At 60.5% G+C, this 17,476-nt stretch carries 19 protein-coding genes; 13 read left to right on the top strand and 6 right to left on the bottom strand.

All coding sequences use genetic code 11. The features are described 5' to 3' along the window. Positions 1-256 precede the first annotated feature (256 nt). A complete protein-coding gene (locus tag EDD52_RS09245; RefSeq protein ID WP_132244155.1) occupies positions 257-793 on the bottom strand; it encodes a peroxiredoxin-like family protein in 537 nt (178 codons plus the stop codon). Positions 794-880: 87 nt separating this feature from the next. On the opposite strand from EDD52_RS09245, the gene EDD52_RS09250 reads away from it, so the two are divergent. The 3 genes from EDD52_RS09250 to EDD52_RS09260 all read left to right on the top strand — a co-directional run bounded on the left by EDD52_RS09250 (position 881) and on the right by EDD52_RS09260 (position 3,840). Continuing rightward, positions 881-1,624 (top strand): AraC family transcriptional regulator, encoded by a 744-nt coding sequence (locus EDD52_RS09250; protein WP_132244157.1) that lies wholly within the window; start codon positions 881-883, stop codon positions 1,622-1,624. Between the two features lie 126 nt (positions 1,625-1,750). Further along, positions 1,751-2,860: an LLM class flavin-dependent oxidoreductase gene (locus tag EDD52_RS09255; RefSeq protein WP_132244159.1), complete on the top strand. Its 1,110-nt coding sequence runs from the start codon at positions 1,751-1,753 to the stop codon at positions 2,858-2,860. A 44-nt stretch (positions 2,861-2,904) separates the two neighbouring features. Further along, on the top strand, positions 2,905-3,840 hold the full coding sequence (locus tag EDD52_RS09260; protein WP_207906002.1) for a p-hydroxyphenylacetate 3-hydroxylase reductase component: 936 nt from the start codon (positions 2,905-2,907) through the stop codon (positions 3,838-3,840). Positions 3,841-3,946: 106 nt separating this feature from the next. On the opposite strand, the gene EDD52_RS09265 is transcribed toward EDD52_RS09260, so the two are convergent. After that, positions 3,947-4,738 carry a beta-keto acid cleavage family enzyme gene (locus EDD52_RS09265; RefSeq protein WP_243651885.1) on the bottom strand — a complete coding sequence of 264 codons (792 nt, stop codon included), beginning with the start codon at positions 4,736-4,738 and terminating at the stop codon, positions 3,947-3,949. Between the two features lie 102 nt (positions 4,739-4,840). Between EDD52_RS09265 and EDD52_RS09270 the strand changes: the two genes are divergently transcribed. Beyond that, positions 4,841-5,767, top strand: coding sequence for a LysR family transcriptional regulator (locus EDD52_RS09270; protein ID WP_132244161.1), 927 nt, complete (start codon positions 4,841-4,843; stop codon positions 5,765-5,767). A 150-nt stretch (positions 5,768-5,917) separates the two neighbouring features. On the opposite strand, the gene EDD52_RS09275 is transcribed toward EDD52_RS09270, so the two are convergent. Both EDD52_RS09275 and EDD52_RS09280 read right to left on the bottom strand, forming a co-directional pair. Continuing rightward, positions 5,918-7,228, bottom strand: a complete 1,311-nt coding sequence (locus tag EDD52_RS09275) for a TRAP transporter large permease (protein ID WP_132244163.1) — start codon at positions 7,226-7,228, stop codon at positions 5,918-5,920. A gap of 1 nt (position 7,229) precedes the next feature. Continuing rightward, complete coding sequence (locus EDD52_RS09280) at positions 7,230-7,757, bottom strand: TRAP transporter small permease (protein ID WP_132244165.1); 528 nt, start codon at positions 7,755-7,757, stop codon at positions 7,230-7,232. A 184-nt stretch (positions 7,758-7,941) separates the two neighbouring features. Between EDD52_RS09280 and EDD52_RS09285 the strand changes: the two genes are divergently transcribed. From EDD52_RS09285 to EDD52_RS09295, 3 genes are all read left to right on the top strand, one after another. Further along, positions 7,942-9,021, top strand: coding sequence for a C4-dicarboxylate TRAP transporter substrate-binding protein (locus tag EDD52_RS09285; RefSeq protein ID WP_132244167.1), 1,080 nt, complete (start codon positions 7,942-7,944; stop codon positions 9,019-9,021). 135 nt (positions 9,022-9,156) lie between these two features. Continuing rightward, on the top strand, positions 9,157-9,939 hold the full coding sequence (locus EDD52_RS09290) for a hypothetical protein (protein WP_132244169.1): 783 nt from the start codon (positions 9,157-9,159) through the stop codon (positions 9,937-9,939). Beyond that, entirely contained in the window at positions 9,936-10,718 is a 783-nt protein-coding gene (locus tag EDD52_RS09295; RefSeq protein ID WP_132244170.1) for an alpha/beta fold hydrolase, read from the top strand. Before EDD52_RS09290 ends, EDD52_RS09295 begins: the two co-directional genes overlap by 4 nt. Here the strand turns inward: EDD52_RS09295 and EDD52_RS09300 are convergent. Beyond that, a complete protein-coding gene (locus tag EDD52_RS09300) occupies positions 10,715-11,350 on the bottom strand; it encodes a glutathione S-transferase family protein (RefSeq protein WP_132244172.1) in 636 nt (211 codons plus the stop codon). The two genes, EDD52_RS09295 and EDD52_RS09300, sit on opposite strands and share 4 nt — an antisense overlap. Positions 11,351-11,462: 112 nt before the next feature. Here EDD52_RS09300 and EDD52_RS09305 point away from each other — a divergent pair, with 112 nt between their 5' ends. From EDD52_RS09305 to EDD52_RS09325, 5 genes are all read left to right on the top strand, one after another. Then, the gene (locus EDD52_RS09305) at positions 11,463-12,125 is read left to right on the top strand and encodes a TetR/AcrR family transcriptional regulator (RefSeq protein WP_165907493.1); all 663 of its coding nucleotides are present in this window, start codon (positions 11,463-11,465) and stop codon (positions 12,123-12,125) included. 66 nt (positions 12,126-12,191) lie between these two features. Further along, on the top strand, positions 12,192-12,830 hold the full coding sequence (locus EDD52_RS09310) for a glutathione S-transferase family protein (RefSeq protein ID WP_132244176.1): 639 nt from the start codon (positions 12,192-12,194) through the stop codon (positions 12,828-12,830). An 833-nt stretch (positions 12,831-13,663) separates the two neighbouring features. Further along, positions 13,664-14,290 (top strand): hypothetical protein, encoded by a 627-nt coding sequence (locus tag EDD52_RS09315; protein WP_132244178.1) that lies wholly within the window; start codon positions 13,664-13,666, stop codon positions 14,288-14,290. Positions 14,291-14,401: 111 nt separating this feature from the next. Then, positions 14,402-15,013 (top strand): hypothetical protein, encoded by a 612-nt coding sequence (locus EDD52_RS09320; RefSeq protein WP_132244180.1) that lies wholly within the window; start codon positions 14,402-14,404, stop codon positions 15,011-15,013. A gap of 64 nt (positions 15,014-15,077) precedes the next feature. After that, positions 15,078-15,422 (top strand): hypothetical protein, encoded by a 345-nt coding sequence (locus EDD52_RS09325; protein ID WP_132244182.1) that lies wholly within the window; start codon positions 15,078-15,080, stop codon positions 15,420-15,422. A 63-nt stretch (positions 15,423-15,485) separates the two neighbouring features. On the opposite strand, the gene EDD52_RS09330 is transcribed toward EDD52_RS09325, so the two are convergent. Further along, positions 15,486-15,785 carry a hypothetical protein gene (locus EDD52_RS09330; RefSeq protein WP_132244184.1) on the bottom strand — a complete coding sequence of 100 codons (300 nt, stop codon included), beginning with the start codon at positions 15,783-15,785 and terminating at the stop codon, positions 15,486-15,488. A gap of 251 nt (positions 15,786-16,036) precedes the next feature. Here EDD52_RS09330 and EDD52_RS09335 point away from each other — a divergent pair, with 251 nt between their 5' ends. Beyond that, positions 16,037-17,467 (top strand): cytochrome ubiquinol oxidase subunit I, encoded by a 1,431-nt coding sequence (locus EDD52_RS09335; RefSeq protein WP_132244186.1) that lies wholly within the window; start codon positions 16,037-16,039, stop codon positions 17,465-17,467. Positions 17,468-17,476: the final 9 nt, after the last annotated feature.

A 17,476-nucleotide genomic window follows, 5' to 3' on the forward strand; every position in this document is an offset into this window, starting at 1 on the left:
CCTCGCCGCATACGACGTCGTTATCCACGTCAGTAACGACGTCGTATAAGATCTACTAAGCGAATGCGGCAGGTGGTCCAAATCGGGCGGTTACGTTGAACTCGCGAGCCTCGATGAGGCTCGCGAGGTGCCGGAACTGAAAGAAGCCGAAAAGGTGGGCTTTTGACTGGCTCCAGTCAGTTCACTCTCGCCGAATGGCGAAAGCAATGGGCCTTGTTGACGAATCGGAAAACGTCGGGCGCGACACGTTCGTCGCTTAGACCGCGCCGGTGTATTCGCCGCGTGCGGGGTAGTCTTTTTCGATGGCGAAATCGACGGCGCCGAGCAGTTCCGAGAAATGCGGGCGCACGAACGGCATGGTCTGTGTGGAGCCGTAGTAAAGCGTCTGTTCCGGGGTCACCATGAACAGGCCAGGTTCAGAGAACAGTGCTGGTTCCTCAACCCCGATCGATGTCTTGCCCTTCGACGTGGAGATATAGAGTCCCCATTCGCGTGCCTTGGCGAGCGACAGATCATAGCCGAAGCGCAGGGTTGTCGCGCCGATCTTGTCGGCCATCATGCGGGTGCGTTCCTCGCCGTCAGAACTGATTGCGATGGTGTTCACACCGCGCTTGGCGAAATCGTCAACACGCTTTTGCAACTCGCCAAGGTAATTGGCGCAGATCGGGCAGTGATACCCGCGATAAAAGCAGATGACAGTCCCTCTTTCAGATTGTTCGGAGGAAAGGTCGAAGGCGCCATGATCTAGCGTGGGTACCGACAGGTCAGGTGTCTTTTTGCGAGGGATCAGCATAGGGTTCTCACTTTGATGTTGCGTCACGGGCCTATATTTCAGATGTTGTGGCAAGAAGAATCCCAATAACCTGACCAGAACGCCGATATGCCGCGCCATGACCGCCTCAGCACTCTGATTGCCCGTTTTACACTGTCGGTGCGGCCCACGTCTTTGGGGAACGCGACCTTAGCAGTGGTCGCGGATGACGATGGTGCGCCATGTCGCGCGCTGTTCCGTCCACGCGGGACGGGGTTTGACCTTGCGGCGGACCGCATATTGGTTGCCGCAGCTGTAGACTGGGGTGGCATAGCGAACCCGTTGGTCTCGGCGCTGCCAGACATGGTGGAGGTGGATCTGAGCCTTGATGCCGAAACAATGGCGCTGGCACAGTTGATCCAAGCAGAGATGACAGCAAAGCGCTGCGGTGCGGCCTCGGTCGTGAACCGTCTGGGCGAGGTGCTGGTGGTGCGCATCCTGCGGGGCCAGATCGAGGCTGGATCGACCCGACCGGGAATTCTGGCTGGTCTGTCGGACCCGCGGCTGTCCCGTGCGATCGTCGCCATTCATGATCGGCCCGGACATGACTGGCGCAATGAGGATCTGGCCGAAGTCGCCGGGTTGTCACGCAGCCGGTTTGCCGAGATGTTCCTGTCAGCCGTAGGCGAGCCGCCCGTTGCCTATCTGCGCAAATGGCGGCTGACATTGGCGCGGCAGGATATGGAAAAGGGGCATAGGGTAGAGGCGGTGGCGCGGCGTTACGGCTATGGCTCGCCCGAAGGTTTTACACGGGCGTTCCGAAAGCAGTTTGGCACCCGACCGATTGCGCTGCGACCTCGGGTGTCGGCCTGACAGCATCGGACAACCGGGCTGAAGGCCCAAGCTATCCGAAAATCGGATAGAGAACATCAGAAAGTTTCAGTTTTTCCACTGGCCTCGCTGCGTCACATTGATCCGTGAAGCCAAGGAGGAGCCCATATGAAACTGTCGTTTTTCACAATGCCCATTCACCCGGTCGGCAAGCCCTATGCCCAGAGCCTGTCGGAAGACCGCGAGGCATTCCTTCTGGCCGACAAGCTGGGCTACGCCGAAGCCTATTGCGGCGAGCACACCACCGATCAGGCCGAAATCATCACCTCTTGCGTGGCTTTCCTTGCCAGTCTTGCCTACGAGACGAAGAACATCCGCCTTGGTACAGGCACGGTGAACATGCCCAACTCGCACCCCGCACGGATCGCTGCCGAGGTCGCGATGCTGGACCATATGCTGGAAGGGCGGCTGAACTTCGGCATCTCTCCTGGCGGGCTGATGTCGGATGCAGAGGTTTTTGGCTCCATCGACAAGGACCGCAACGCGATGTTCGTCGAGAGCATCAACATGGTGCTGGATATCTGGGCCGGTGAGGCGCCTTATAATCTGAAGGGTGAATTCTGGGAAATCTCGACCGAGCGCACGATGATGCGCGACATCGGGCAGGGCGACATCATGAAGCCTTACCAGGATCCGCATCCGCCCATCGTGGGCACCGCCGTCGCGCCATTCTCCAAGGGTGTTTCCGCCATGGCAGAGCGGGGCTGGCAGCCGATCTCGGGCAATTTCCTGCTGCCCAAATGGGCAGCGACCCACTGGCCGAAATATGTCGAAGGGTGCCAGAAGGCAGGCATCATCCCCGACTATGCCGATTGGCGCGTGGCCAAGAATATCTGTGTTGCGGACGATATGGAAACCGCACGGGCCTATGCGCGCGATCCGGGCTCCCCATACGTGCTGTATTACTCTCAGCTTCTGACGAAGATGCGGGCCGGCAACAGGCTGAACCTCTTCAAGGAAGACCAGAACATGCCTGATGACGAGGTCACGCTGGATTACGTCCTCGACCGGCTGGTGATCCATGGCGATGCCGACTCCGTCGCCGACCAAATCCTGGAGCTGCGCGAAGAGACCGGGCCGTTCAAGCATCTGGTTTATGCAGGCCACGATTGGACGGATTACGAGCTGGGCCGCAAGTCCATGATCTTGATGGGAGAAAAGGTGCTTCCATTGTTGCAGGAAGCCACCAAAGCCGAACCCATAAACGCCGCCGCATGACGGTGCGAGGGGGCCATCCGCCCCCAGTCAAGGGAGGACGAGACATGACCATGATGACCAGACCGGCCATCGACCCCAAAGCCTTTCGCCGTGCGCTTGGCAACTTTGCCACCGGGGTGACGATCATCACGGCCCGTGCGACGGATGGCTCTACCGTGGGTGTCACGGCGAGCAGTTTCAATTCGCTGTCGATGGACCCGCCGCTGATCTTGTGGAGCAGCATGAAAGAGGCGCGCAGCTGCGCCATCTTTGAAAGCGCCACGCATTTCGCGGTGAACATCTTGGCCGCAGATCAGATGGATATGTCGAACCATTTTGCGCGGCAGCAGCCGGATAAGTTTGCCGGTCTCAACTACGAAGAAGGTCTGGGAGGGGCGCCGCTCTTTCCCGACTGCGCCGGACGCTTTCAGTGTGAAAGCTATGCAAAGCTGGACGGCGGTGATCACTGGATCTTTGTTGGTCGGGTGGTTGGCTTCGACGATTTCGGGCGCGCGCCGCTGATCTTTCATCAAGGCTCTTACGGGATGGTTTATAACCACCCGGACGCATTCGCCAATTCCGATCCGGCAGTGTCAGAGGATACAGGGACCGGGCGCATTGGAAATCACGGTTTCTTTCTGATGCTGCAAGCGGTGCGGGCCTATCAGGCGCGCTACCAGCCGAAGATGGAGGCGCTGGGGCTCAGCGTGATCGAGGCGCGCATCCTGCTGGTTCTCAACGATCTGGCCGGGCTGACTACGGAACAGCTTGTCACCCATCTGCATACGCCCGAGACCGAGGCTCATGCCGCGCTGGTCAACCTAGAGGATCGCGGATTGGTGGCGCAGGATGGGGATTGCTACGCCCTGACCGAGGCCGGACACGCGCAGGCCACCCGTTGCTGGCGCGTGGCAGAGGCCCATGCGGATGAGGCCTTCGCCGGGCTGGAGCCCAGCCAGGTTGACACGTTCCACGAGGTGTTGCGGCATCTGATCAGGTAGACTCTTCCGGTCTGAATCTGGCAGGGAGCACTCCCAGTCCTGCCCGTACGAACCCGGAAGCACCCGGCCCGAGAGCTCCCCCCCTCGGGCCGGTTTTTCGTTGTCTTCAGGCTGGTGTCAGCACGGGTAGGGCTGCGGCCAAGGCGGCGACACGGTCGGCATTGTCGCGTGCCAGAGTGCCATCGGCATGCCACAGCGAGTTTTCGAACCCCACGCGCGCCTTGCCGCCCAGTTCCGCCGCGCGGATCAGGCTTTGGGTTTCCTCGGGGCCGAAGGCGCAGGCCATCCAGTCGTGTTCGATCCCGGCCTCGCTTAACGGCGACAGGTAATCTTCGAGCGGAACGGAATCAGCGGCCCCATTGGCATAACTTCCTTGCACGAAGAGCAGCAGGTGACTGTCGCCGGGAATTAAGCGGTTGCGGCATGCTACGGCAAAGGCCTTTGCCTCTGCCGGGGAATAGAGGATGTGCTGGATCTGCACGCCCTCTTCCGATGCCCAAATGTAGAAATCTCGCGCCTTCGGCCAGTCGCCGGGCTGGCGCACCATCTCTCGCAAGCCGATGGACACATGCCGCGGCTTCAACGCTTTCAGCATCGCCTGCTGTTCGGCGGCCAGGTAGCGACCCGCCGCTTCCGAAGTGACTTGCAGGTACATGTCCGGCACCACATCCTTCAAACGTTCCACCAGCGCAGCGTACCGCCCCGCGTCCAACAGATGGGCGCCATTCGCATCGCGGATATGCAGGTGGATGCCGTCGGCGCCCGCGGCGTGGCAGGCGATGGCGGTCTCGACCATTTCACTGTCTGTGATGGGCAGGGCGGGATGATCGGCCTTGCCGCGCCGGGCGCCGTTTGGCGCGACCATCAGGCGAGGCAGGGGGGACATGGGCAGGTGCATGGCGGTTCCTTCAGATATTGGGTCGGTGAAAATTACCGGATGCCTCGCCTTCACAGATAGTTATAAGATTGGATACTGGGTAGCAGGAAAAAGGATGGCCTGATGAAGTTGCAGCAGTTGCGTTATTTCGCGGCGGTGTATGAGATGGGGTCGTTCTCAGCGGCCGCCGAGAAGGTGAATGCGACTCAGTCCGGTCTGTCCATGCATGTCAGCCAGATTGAAAAACGCTATGACGTTCTGCTGTTTACGCGGTCTTCTTCAGGTGTCACGCCAACAGAAGCCGGGAGGGCGTTCTACCTTGAGGCCGTGAAGGTGCTATCCTCGGCGCGTCAGGCCGAGGACCGTCTGAAGACATTGTCGGGCGCCGTGGTTGGCCATTTGCATATTGGGTTGATGCCGACATTCACCCGCTCGGTTTTGACGGCAGTGCTGCTGAGGATGGGCACGGAATATCCAGAGGTGCGGGTGTCGATCTCCGAGGCGTACTCCGGCGCGCTGGCGGATGAGGTGGCAGAGGGGCGTCTGGAATTTGCCGTGGTTCCGGCGAGCTTTGATCTGAACGAGGGGCTGGAGTCGCGCGCAATGGGGGAGGATCAGGAATGCCTTGTCTATGCGCGCGACCGCGTCCTGCCGGTGCACGACGGCGGCATCCGACTGCGCGAGATCGATCATCTGAAGCTGGTGGTGCCGGGGCCGACAAACGCCCGGCGCCAACGGATCGAGACCTACCTGTCGGTGAACGGGATCAAGCTGGCCGATAAGCTGGAGTTGGACACGATGCATGGCACGCTGGATCTCGTCGCCAATTCTGACTGGCTTTCGATCCTGCCCGGCATCCTCTGTTTGCCCGATCTGGACGGGGACCGGCGGAAGGTGGTGCCACTGGCCGATCCGCCGCTAAGCGTGAATTACATGTTGATCCACGCCCGCAAACAACCGCTGAGCCTTGCTGCGCAGGCCTTTGTCAACGTTCTGCAGGAGGAGCTGAACTCCTCGCTGGAAATCCCACCGCTGAGCCGGGGGACGTAACCCCGCCGGTTGGCGTGTCACGCACCCATCGCTACCTTTGCTCGCCGAAACTGCGCCCAAACGAAAACCCCCGGTGTCAATCCATCAGAAAGACGACCGGGGGAGGCTCGACGGGGCCGGGCTTGGCCGGTCCCGCTTTGGTTTTGCGGTCTACATCAGGTTGTAGGGCAGCCAGGTGCTGAGGCCGGGGAAGACAAGCACCATGATCGCGACCCCCAGGATAAGGACCCAGAACGGCACCGCGCCGCAGAAGATGTCGCCCAGCGTGACATACGGGTCCGGTACCGCGGCCTTCACGGTAAAGACGAGAATACCGAAAGGTGGCGTCAGCAACCCGGCCTCGATCACCAGTATGCCAAAGATGGCGAAGGCCAGCGGATCGACACCCAGCGTGTCGGCGACGGGCGCAAAGATCGGTACGGTCAGCAGGATGATCGACGTGGAATCGATGAACATGCCGAGCAGGATCCAGACACTGAAGATGATCCCCAGCACCACCGCGGGGTTTTCGCTGACCGAGAAGAGCAGGTCAGTGATTACCTGCGTAGCACCGCCCATGGCGAGGAAACGCGAATACATCGAGGCCGCGATGAGCAGGATCATGATCGGCGCAGTGGTGCGACCGGCGGAATAGATCGCCTCCAAGACCTCTTCGCGGCTCATGCCCTTGGCGAGGCCCAACAGGAATGCGCCGATGGTCCCGAAGCCTGCAGCCTCTGTCGGGGTCAGGAAGCCACCCCAGATGCCACCAATCACGATGCCGATCAGGCCAAGGATGGCGAGGCCGCCGACGGATTGACGGCGCAGCTCTTCGGGGCTGATGTCTGAGGGGCCGCTCTGCATGGGTGCACAGCCGGGATTGCGGATGGCATAGATCACGCACCAGCCGCAGAAGGCCACGGCCAGGATCAGGCCGGGGACGAGGCCTGCGATGAACAATGCGCCGATGGATTGCTCGGTCAGAACCGCCCAGACAATCATCAGTATCGAGGGGGGGATCAGCATCCCAAGACACGCGCTGCCTGCGACGGTGCCCAGCGAGAAACGCTTGGAATAGCCAAGCGCCACCATTTCGGGATAGGCAATACGGGAGAACGTGGCCGCGGCTGCGATGGACACACCGGTGATTGCCGCGAAGATCGCGTTGCCCGCGACGGTGGCCACGCCAAGACACCCCGGCAGACGCCGGAATGCGCGGTTGCACAGCGCGTAAAGGTCATTGGCAGAGCCTGATCGGCTGACGAAATCGCCCATCAGCACGAAGAGCGGGATGATGATGAACACATCCTTGCGCAATGCCTCGTAGGCGGTGGTGGACAGGATCGACAGGCCGATATCAAAGCTGCCCATCATCCAGTAGACGCCGACAAAGCTGACTGTCCCCAGCGCCACCGCAAGGTGCACGCCAAGGAAGATGAACAGCATGAGCAGGCCGAGAATACCAAAGATCGTGAGGGTCATGTCAGGTCTGCTCCGGTACAGGTTGCGGGGTAGGGCGGGTGACAGCGGCGCCGATATTCTGCCCCCGCAGATCCGAGATCAGGACAGAGATATAGGCCAGCGCGGCGAAGGCGCTGGTGCCGACCAAGGCAAAGCGCACCGGCCAGGTGTAGATCCGCATCGCGCCTTCGCCCTCATACTCGCCAAGCCGTACGGCCGTCAGCGCCGAAGGCAGTGAGGCATAGGCGATAGCTGCGAAGAGACACGCCCCCATGAGCCAGGCAAAAACGCGCAGGACCAGCGCGGCGCGGGGTCCGAGATTGTCGAGCAGCAACGTGGTGCGCAGCATCGAACCCGAATAGACCGCCAGCGGCAACTGCAGGAATGTCACCGCGATCACGGAATTTTGCAGGATCTCTTTCGTCCCCGCGATCGGGTGCAGGAACAATGTGCGCCCCAGCACGTCGGCGATGATCAGCAGCGCAAGCAGGAAAACCCACCCTGCTGAAAGAACATGCGCCCATCGGGCGATTGCCAGTTGTTGTCTCATCACTCCTCCTCAGTGCTGGATTGCATGCCAGCGTAGGGTGGCCGGACCCATTGCACAAGATTTTTGTTTATCGAACGATAAATTAATGTATCACTATCCATCAGACGCGAGTCTGTCGGGGCGTATTAACGCGTGACCCCGGCGCCATTTCGCGGCACGTTTCCATTAAGGGAGGATCATATACATGACCGTAACTACCAGACTGACAGGCACTTTCATTGGCGCGGCGATTGCATTTTCGGTGCTGGCCTCGGCAGCGCAGGCAGATCGATTCACGTTTCGCATCGGTTCCGGCCATCCCAAAGGGCCGGCCCCTTATGTCACCACGATGTCGGACTACTTCGTCGCCGAGGTTAAGCGCCGCGCCGGCGAAGAAACCGATCACAGGGTGAATTTCATCGAATCATATGGCGGGGGCATTGCCGGTGTCTCTGAAACGCTCGAGGCCGTTCAATCCGGGTTGCTGGATTTCGGCGGGTACTGCGTCTGTTTTGAGCCATCGAACCTGTACCTGCACAACTTTCCCTACTTTCAGCCCTTCGGCCCGCAGGCATCCTCTGACGCGATTTCGGCCGTGCGGGTGGTCTATGACCAGAACCCGTGGCTGTCAGACGTGTTTGAAAAGGAGTTCGGACAGACGATGCTGGGTCTGGGCGCCTGGGACAATTACCATCTTGGGACCAAGGAGGAATGGAAACAGGTGTCCGATCTGAAAGGCATTAAGATCGGTGGCGCGGGTCCGAACCTGCCGTGGCTGGAATATGCCGGGGCAGTGCCTGTGCAATCGAGCCTGCCCGAGGGCTACATGGCGCTGAAGACCGGCGTCTATGACGGCTGGCTGATGACGCCCGCGGGTTACAACGGCTTCAAGTATTACGAGCCCGCGCCTTACTACACGCTGATCGGTTATGGTGCGATGCCGGTGGTGGTGCTGACCGCCAACCAGAAGAAACTCGCAAGCCTGCCCGAAGATTTGCGCCAGATCATCACTGAGGTCGGCATGGAGTGGGAGAAGAGCAACGGCAAGGCGATGGATGACAGCCAGGCCGCGGGTCTTGCCGCGCTGAAGGAAAACGGGGCGATCATCACCGAACTGCCCGACGCCGTCCGCGCAGAATGGGCGCAAAGCCTTGCTGAACTGCCCCGCACGGCCGCGGCTGATGCAGACGCGCGCGGGATGCCCGGAACCAAGGTCATGCAGGATTTCATCAATGCTGCGAAGGCCGGTGGCCATGTCTGGCCGGTTGAATACGACCTGCACTGACGAGCGTCGCGGCATCTATCAGATTTCTTGATAGATGCTGCCCGCATATATTATTTCTAATGTCGGGCCTGCTGCACGTAGCCTTCTGGGACAGGAGGTCAAGACAAAGCCTCCGCCCTGTGGAGGAGGCCCGTCATGAAACTTGGATACCTGTCCATTGCGCCCGATTTTGCCACGCGCAACAGACCGGACAGACGCCCCGCAAGCGATCGCGCCGCGCTGGCAGAGGCGCTGGGGTTCTCCGAGTTCTACAGTGAACTCTCTGCACCCGTTTCCGCAGATGACCCGACCGAAAATCCTTTGCTGCGCATCCTTCCGGATCGTCCGGCGGACACCGGGCCTCGGCTGGCCTCGGTCGACGGGGTGCCGCGCAAGCGATGTGGGCGCAAGCCCGGCCCTCTGGCCGCCCCGGCAGACCACCCCGCTGCACTGCGCGAACACTCCATGCAAGGCCATATGCCGCTGTCAGTCTGCTGGCAGAACACTGACGCGCTGGCACAGCATTGGGCGGCGCATGTCACGGGATGCACCCATGGCGCACGCTGCGCGCGCCGCTCTGACTGGCGTATCGCGCGAACGGTGGTTGTGGATGACGACCCGGCCCGTGCCGAGGCGATGGTGAAGGCGCCAGACAGCCCATGCCGGGCCTATTTCGCCGCGCATTTGCCCCGTGCCGACGATGCCACACTGGAGGCGCGGCTGGATGCCTGCGTGCTTTACGGCACGGCCCCCCAGGTCATGGCGCAACTGGGCGCGCTGCATGATGCGCTGGACGGGTTCGGGACGCTGGCTTTCGTTGATCACGCATGGGCGGATGCCGCCCGCGCCCGCCGTTCAATGGTGCTCTTTGCGGATAGTGTCCTGCAAACGCATCAATCCCTCACCCAACGCAAACTCAGAAGACTGGAACTCGCATGACACCTACGACCCTTCATTCTACCATCAGCGGACCGGAAAACGCCCCCGCTCTGCTGCTGCTCAACAGTCTTGGTGCCACGCAGGCCATGTGGGATGCACAAGTGCCGCTGCTGGAGCGGTATTACCGCGTGATCCGATGCGACACGCGCGGCCATGGGAACAGCCCGACGCCGCCCTCGCCGTATAGTTTCGACGATATCGTAGCTGATGCGTTTGGCGTGCTTGATGCGCACGGCGTTCACAAAGCCAGCGTCATGGGGCTGTCCCTGGGCGGCATGACCGCGCTCGGGATGGGTCTGGCCGCGCCCGACCGGATCGAGCGGTTGGTCTGCTGTGCCGCCCGCGCTGATGCACCGCCGCCTTTCGTGCAAAGCTGGCACGACCGTCTCGCAAAGATGGAGGAAGGCGGAGTCGAGGCGATCTGGCAGGGTACGATTCCCTTCTGGCTCTCGGAAGAGACCCGCCGCGATCACCCAGAGCGTGAAGCCGCATTGCATGCCGGTTTCCTCAAGACCACCGAAGAAGGGTATCGCGGATGTGCCAATGCCCTGATGGGGCTGGATTACCTGCGCCACCTTGGGCTAATGAAAGTGCCCGTGCATTTCGTTGCAGGCGAAAAGGATGGTGGCGCGACGCCGGAAACAATGCGCGCCATGTCCGATGCGTGCCCGGGATCGGACTTCAGCGTGGTCCCCGGTGCGAAACACGTGATCAACGTGGATCGCGCCGAAGACTTCACATGCGCCGTACTGAAAACGCTTGACCTTGTAATGGGTTAAGCCGCTTGCGGGCGGAGGCTGTCATAAGACGTCATGACAGTCTCCCGGTAAGCTTTCCGCTGGCTCAGCCGGTCGTAATAGGCGGCAAGTGCGGGCAGGTCGGGGCGATCAAACTCCATCGTGTAGTATCGATAAAGCGCCGAGCCGACGGGGATGTCACCCATCGTGAACTGGTCCCCGGCGACGAAGGGGCGACCGGACAGGTGCTTGTCGAGGATTGCGAACTGTTCGCTGACCACCTTGATGGCGTGATCGCGCGTGTTGGCGTTCCGCTGGTCCTGAGGCAGGCGGACCATTTGGTAGAACAGGGCGATGAATTGGGAATAGGGGTTGTTCTGAAACCACTCCATCCACATGTCGGCACGTCCGGATTCGGTCGCATCGCGCCCCGCCAACGTGTCGCCATAGGTGCGGGCAAGATAGCGGACAACGGCATTGGATTCCCAGATCACAAGGTCTCCGTCGACCAAAGTCGGGACCTTGCGCATGGGGTTCATCGCCAGATAGGCCGGATCGTCCAGCCCGCCAAAGGCCCCGCCAGCATCCAGCCGTTCGTAGTCAAGGCCCAGTTCTTCAAGCGCCCAAAGAACTTTCTGCACGTTGACGGATGTTTTTCGTCCCCAAAGGCGCATAACCGGCCCTCCCTATCTGTTCAATAAAATTATCACACGATAAATAACTGGACTGCAAGCCCGGAATACGCTCTGTTAGGAAATAGAGTGCATCGTTTCCTGCGGAGTCCACGTGTCCATACAGAAACAAAGAAAAACCCCCGAGAAGGAGGCAGCGCCCAGACGCCGCCTGTCGCCAGAAGCGCGGCGGGACGAGATCGTCGACGCAGCCGTGACCCTGTTCGCAGAGACGGGGTTTGACGGCAGCACCCGCGACGTGGCGCGCGGCGCGGGGATCACACAGCCTTTGCTGTATCGATATTTTCCGAACAAAGAGAGCTTGATCGAGGCGGTCTATGCCCGGGTCTTTCTGAAAAGCTGGGATCCGGCATGGGACGAGACGCTTGCTGATCGCAGTTTGCCCGTGCAGGAACGGTTCCAAACCTTCTACGAGGCCTACACGGATGCGATCTTTCAACCCGTCTGGCTGCGGCTTTGGCATTTCGCGTCGTTGCGTGATGCCGAGGTATACGGCTGGTACAAGGAAGTGGTGCAGGAACAGATCCTGAAGCCCCTGGTCCGCGAACGCCGCGCAGAGCTGGGCGTTAATCAGGGCTTTCAGGTGTCTGCCGCAGAGTTGGAGGCGCCGTGGCTGCTGCATGGTGGGCTGCTGAATTACGGGTTGCGCATGCAGGTAACCGGGCGGGCAGATGCCAATGCAAGGGCCGGGGTGATCCGGCAGGCGCTGGATATGTACATGCTGTTCAGTCAAAATAAGTTATCATTAGATAAATAGAGCTTTCCCAGCGGGCGCGGCCCGTCTATCATGTCGCCAGCTTATGGACCTAGCGAGGGGCGCGACATGATCGATCTGTATTCCTGGACCACACCGAACGGGCGCAAAGTCTCTATCCTGCTGGAAGAGCTGGGCGTGCCCTACACTGCGCATTCGGTCGACATTTCCAAGGATGAACAATTTGCGCCCGACTTCCTGAAGATCGCGCCCAATAACCGTATTCCCGCCATTGTGGACCGCGAAAACGGTCTGCAGCTGATGGAAAGCGGGGCCATCATGCTCTACCTCGCGCAGAAACATGACCGGTTCCTTGTCACGGGGGACGAATATTGGCGCATGGTCGAATGGCTGATGTGGCAAATGGGCGGTTTGGGTCCGATGCTGGGGCAAGCGCATCACTTCGTGAAATACAACCCCGGCAAGGCGCCTTACGCCGAGGAGCGCTATGCCAAAGAGGCGCAGCGGCTCTACCGCGTGCTCAATACGCGGCTGGAAGGGCGCGACTACGTGGCAGGCGAGGATGCGGGCAGCTACACGATTGCCGATATGGCGATGTGGCCATGGGTGTCCCGTCACGAGTTCCACGCGGTTGATCTGACCGATTTCCCGGATGTGCGCAGGTGGTATCAGGCAATCGGCGCGCGCCCTGCCGTGCAACGCGGCTATCACGTCCCGAAATTCGTACAGGACATCCCGCCGGGCTGATCCGGCGCGAGACGCGCTGTTCTGGTTCGCCCGCGCTACACGTGGCGGCTACTTCCGCGCAGGCTTCTGCGCAGGGGCTGAACCACTTGCGCTGACGCGACGACTGCGACAGACATACGTCTGCCGTGCGGGGGTTGGTCGTGTTGCGCAACGAGCGCTGACACGTATCATGCCGGTCTGGCTCCGGACCTTCCCACCGTGGCGCTTTGCCCGGTCCCGCCGACTTGCGCGGCGCCCAACCGTTCGGGCCAGTGGCAAACGCGCCTGTGCTGCTAATCTGGCAGCGAACCAGCTCGTATCAAGCCCACGCTGGTGCCATACTCCCTCGGATAAGCGATCCCGGGGCTGGGCGGATTGGGGTATCTCCCGGAACGTACGACTTCTTGCAGCAGCTTAGCCTGTCGGGAAAATTTTTCCCAGCTCGCACTACCGGCGCGGACAGGTCCGTTTCGAGGAGCCATTACGACAAATGTAATTTCGACCGCCGGCCAGATCGCCGGAACCTGCGACGCAGATATCATCCTGTCCGTCAGCACCAACTTTAACAATTCATGCAGCACGATCCTATCCGGGGACGGCGATGACGTTGTCTTTGGCGACTCCGGGCCTGCCGTGGACGGCAGTTTAGCCGGAGCGACCATTCCGACGGCCCTGTCGGTTGATGATCCGGTCAACTGGTCAACGGCCTTCTACCGCGATCTGGAGGATGAAGACCAACCGCGCACATCGGTGCTGACCTCGGGTGCGGACGCTGTGCAGTTCTATTCCGTCACGGTAGGTGCCGGACAGACGCTGACAATGGATGTGGATCATGCGGCGGGCACGCATCAGGCGTGCTTTCTAGCGAGGCGGGCGATAACACATTGGTCTCCGGGCGCAACAATGACCGCCTGCTCGGTGAGGAGGACGATGACAGGTTTGTCATGGCTTCCGACGGATCGAACGATATCGTTGACGGGAACGCGGGCAGCGACACGCTTGATCTGTCGCATTCGACCGCAGGCTGGAGATCCGAAAACGCAGGTTCCCAGAAACTGGTTGCGGGAACGAGTTCGAGACTGGAATACGCCAATATCGAGCATTTCATCGGCTCCGGACAGAACGATGAGTTCAGGTTTTATTCCTTGCCATTTCTATCGCTCGACGGTGGTGGCGGGGACGATTTTGTCATCGTGTCGGTGTTGGTCGACCAGACCACAATTGACGGCGGGGCAGGCTCTGACAGATTGCTGGTGTTGTCTGGTCTTGACCTCGACATTGATTTTTCTGCTGAAACCCTGCCGTCAGTCAATGGGGCAGAGGCGGCGTTTTGGCGCTTTGAAAGCCTTTTCATTTCGCGGGCTAACGCCACTGTTCAGGGGAGCAACGCGAACGAAGAAATTGAGACGGGCTTGGGCGATGATCTTGTGAATGGCTTGGGCGGTGCTGACACGATGGCGGGCGGGCGGGCGCGGGCGTGACATGCTGTCAGGTGGAAACGGTAATGACATGATCGAAGCCAACTCTTACGGCTTTGTCGACGGCGAGAGCTGTGATGGCCGCGCTGGCACCGAGGAGGAGGGTCGGACAGGATGGTGGGGGGTATCGGCAACGACACCTGCTACATTGACAATTCCGGTGACGTGATCGAAGAGGCACCGGATGGCGGGCGCGACACGATTTATTCCACCCTGTCTCTATCATTGGCAGACACGCCAGAGTTGGAGAACCTGCCTCTGATCGGCAACGCCACCGCTGCATGGGGTAATGATCTGGACAACGAGTTGTTCGCGGACGACGGCATCGCCAGTGACCCCAACGGGCATGATGGGTCAGACACGCTTCACGCCAGAAATGCGGGCGTCGCGCTGATCGGTGGCGTTCGTGGCGATCACTATGTCCTTGACCTCCTGTCCCCGGCAGAGCGCGCAAGTGTGTTGACGAACGAAGGGCCGGAAGACGGCCACGACAGGATCAGTTTCGCGGGCGGAAGTTTCTTGCTGGGGGCCCATAAGTGGATTGAAGATATTTATTCGGTGAGCGGTGCGTCTGCCCTGAGCGGCAATGCCGCAAACAATGCTCTGTTCGGAGATGCCGACGAAAACCGGATCGTCGGCGGGGCGGGCGATGACACACTGGATGGCGGCGGCGGCACCGACGCGGTCCGTTACTTTTTCGCCTCGGGGGCGGATCGGCTCCTCTAGACATCTGCCTCACAAAGCGTCACGGCGGTCCGGGACGTCTTAACGGGCTTCGTGAGCGGTCAGGATGTCGGGGATCGATGCGGATGCCGCCGCCTCGGGCAACCAATCCTTCACCTTCACCGGCGCGGCTGCGTTCACCTCTGCCGGGCAGATCCGGTTCGTCCAGAATGGCACAGATGGTTGCCTGCAGGGTGATGTCACCGGCGATGGCGTTGCCGATCTCAACATTCAGTTGGCGGGCGTGACGACGATCAATTTGGGCGATCTGTTGTTATGGCGGGGTGATGTCAGCCGACAGGGCGGCGGCACAACGTTTCTCAAGCAAAGCGCGCCTGAAAATGGCCGGGTCCAGAGGCGTCCTGTCAGCGGAAAGAACGACCATGCAGTGCCACGTCACGACCGTACTTGATACGTCGTTGAGTAGAGTGGTGCAGGTTCGTGGCCGACCAACCACAGGCAATGTCGCCCTTTTTCAGATGAATTTCCCGCTCTGCATCGGTTCGGCCGAAAGCGACACGATGAGGAGGCGGGCATTGCAGGTGCACGCGGTGTTTTCGAAGTGAAAATCCCGCAATTCCTTCAACAGAGCCTTCTTGGCCGTCAGATGCGCCGTGATCATCGCAAAGGTTCCCGCGTTCGTGTGCCCCATATTAACCAGCTGCACCTTCTGTGAAACCGTCCGCTCATCCTTTAAATGGCCCGTCTTCTTGGCGATCAGCGGCTGGTGGTGCCGATGCACGATTACATGGCCGCCGCCGCCGTTGCGCTGCATTCGGTTGACGGCATTTGCCGCGGGCCGACCATTGGATTGCCCAACAGTCAGGCACGACCTGTGCGAATTGACGCAGCTTTTTGAAAAAGGGTTCGGCGCCCCTAACTTCTTTTCTGACAGCTGCGTAGATGCATCTTGGATGCAGGGACATCATGCTGCATCCGGTTTTTGCGGCGAGAAACTGTGGTCTTTACCGCAAGGCCTGCGGGGATTGTGGGCGGCTTGGGAAACACTGATAAGGAACCATATGGATGGAAGCGTTAGACACACTTCTGCTCAGCCGCATTCAGTTCGCGGCAAATATCTCTTTTCACATCCTGTTCCCGACGATCACCATCGCTCTGGGCTGGGTGCTGCTGTTCTTCCGGGTGAGCTTTGCGCGCACGGGCGACGAGAAATGGATGGCGGCCTACCGGTTCTGGGTAAAGGTGTTTGCGCTCAGCTTTGCCATGGGTGTGGTGTCCGGCATCACCATGTCGTTTCAATTCGGCACCAACTGGCCCGGCTTCATGGAGACGGTCGGAAATATCGCGGGACCGTTGCTGGCCTATGAGGTTCTGACTGCGTTCTTCCTTGAGGCCGCGTTCATCGGGATCATGCTTTTCGGCTTTTCCCGCGTACCGGCCTGGCTTCATATCACCGCGACGGCGCTGGTGGCCTTTGGCACGACGCTGTCGACCTTCTGGATCATCGTGTTGAACAGCTGGATGCATACCCCGCAGGGGTTCGAGATGGTCGATGGCGTTGCCTATGCAACCAATTGGTGGGAGATCGTCTTCAACCCGTCCATGCCTTACCGGTTTGCCCATATGCTGCTGGCAAGCTTCCTGACCGTCAGCTTTCTGATAGCGGGGGTCTCGGCGTTTCGGTGGGTCATCGGCGACCGGTCGCGCGATGTGCGCGCTATGCTCAAGGTCGGCATCAGCTTGGGGGCGGTTCTGATCCCGCTGCAGATCTTCATGGGCGACATGCACGGCCTGAATACGCTGGAACACCAACCGCAGAAGGTCGCCGCCATGGAAGGCAACTGGGAAACCGGGCCAAACAAGCCGCTGCTGCTGTTCGCCTTGCCAGACCAGACCGCGCGAGAGAACCGCGTAGAGATCGGCGTGCCCAACGGTGCCTCGATCATTCTCACCCACCATGCTGACGGTGTCGTGCCGGGGCTGAACGACTTTGTGGCAGAGGATGGCACAGCGCTGCACCCGCCGGTGGCGCCGGTGTTCTGGTCCTTCCGGGTCATGGTCGGCACAGGTCTTGCGATGCTGGCACTAAGCTGGAGCGCCGTTTTCCTCATGTGGCGCCATCGTGACCGTCACGAGGGGGCGCGGAAGGGGCGTTGGATGGCCGTCGAGGGGCTGCCGAAACTGTTGCTTCGGGCGCTGGTCCCCATGGGCCTGTCCGGCTGGCTGGCCACGCTGGCGGGCTGGTACACGACAGAGATCGGCCGACAGCCCTGGCTGGTGCAGGGCGTCATGACGACCGACATGGCCGTGGCGGATGTTCCGGCGCCAATGGTGCTTGGGACGTTGCTGGCCTACCTCGCTGTCTACGCGGCACTTCTTGCTGCCTATGTCGGCGTGATCGTGTACCTCGCCCGCAAGGCCGCTCGCGGACAGGATGCCCGCGCTGACAGCATGACCCATTCGGGCAAGGCGCATGTCGCCGCCCTGAACACTTAGGAGCAAGCC

It is taken from the genome of Primorskyibacter sedentarius (assembly GCF_004342065.1).
Lineage (GTDB): Bacteria > Pseudomonadota > Alphaproteobacteria > Rhodobacterales > Rhodobacteraceae > Primorskyibacter > Primorskyibacter sedentarius.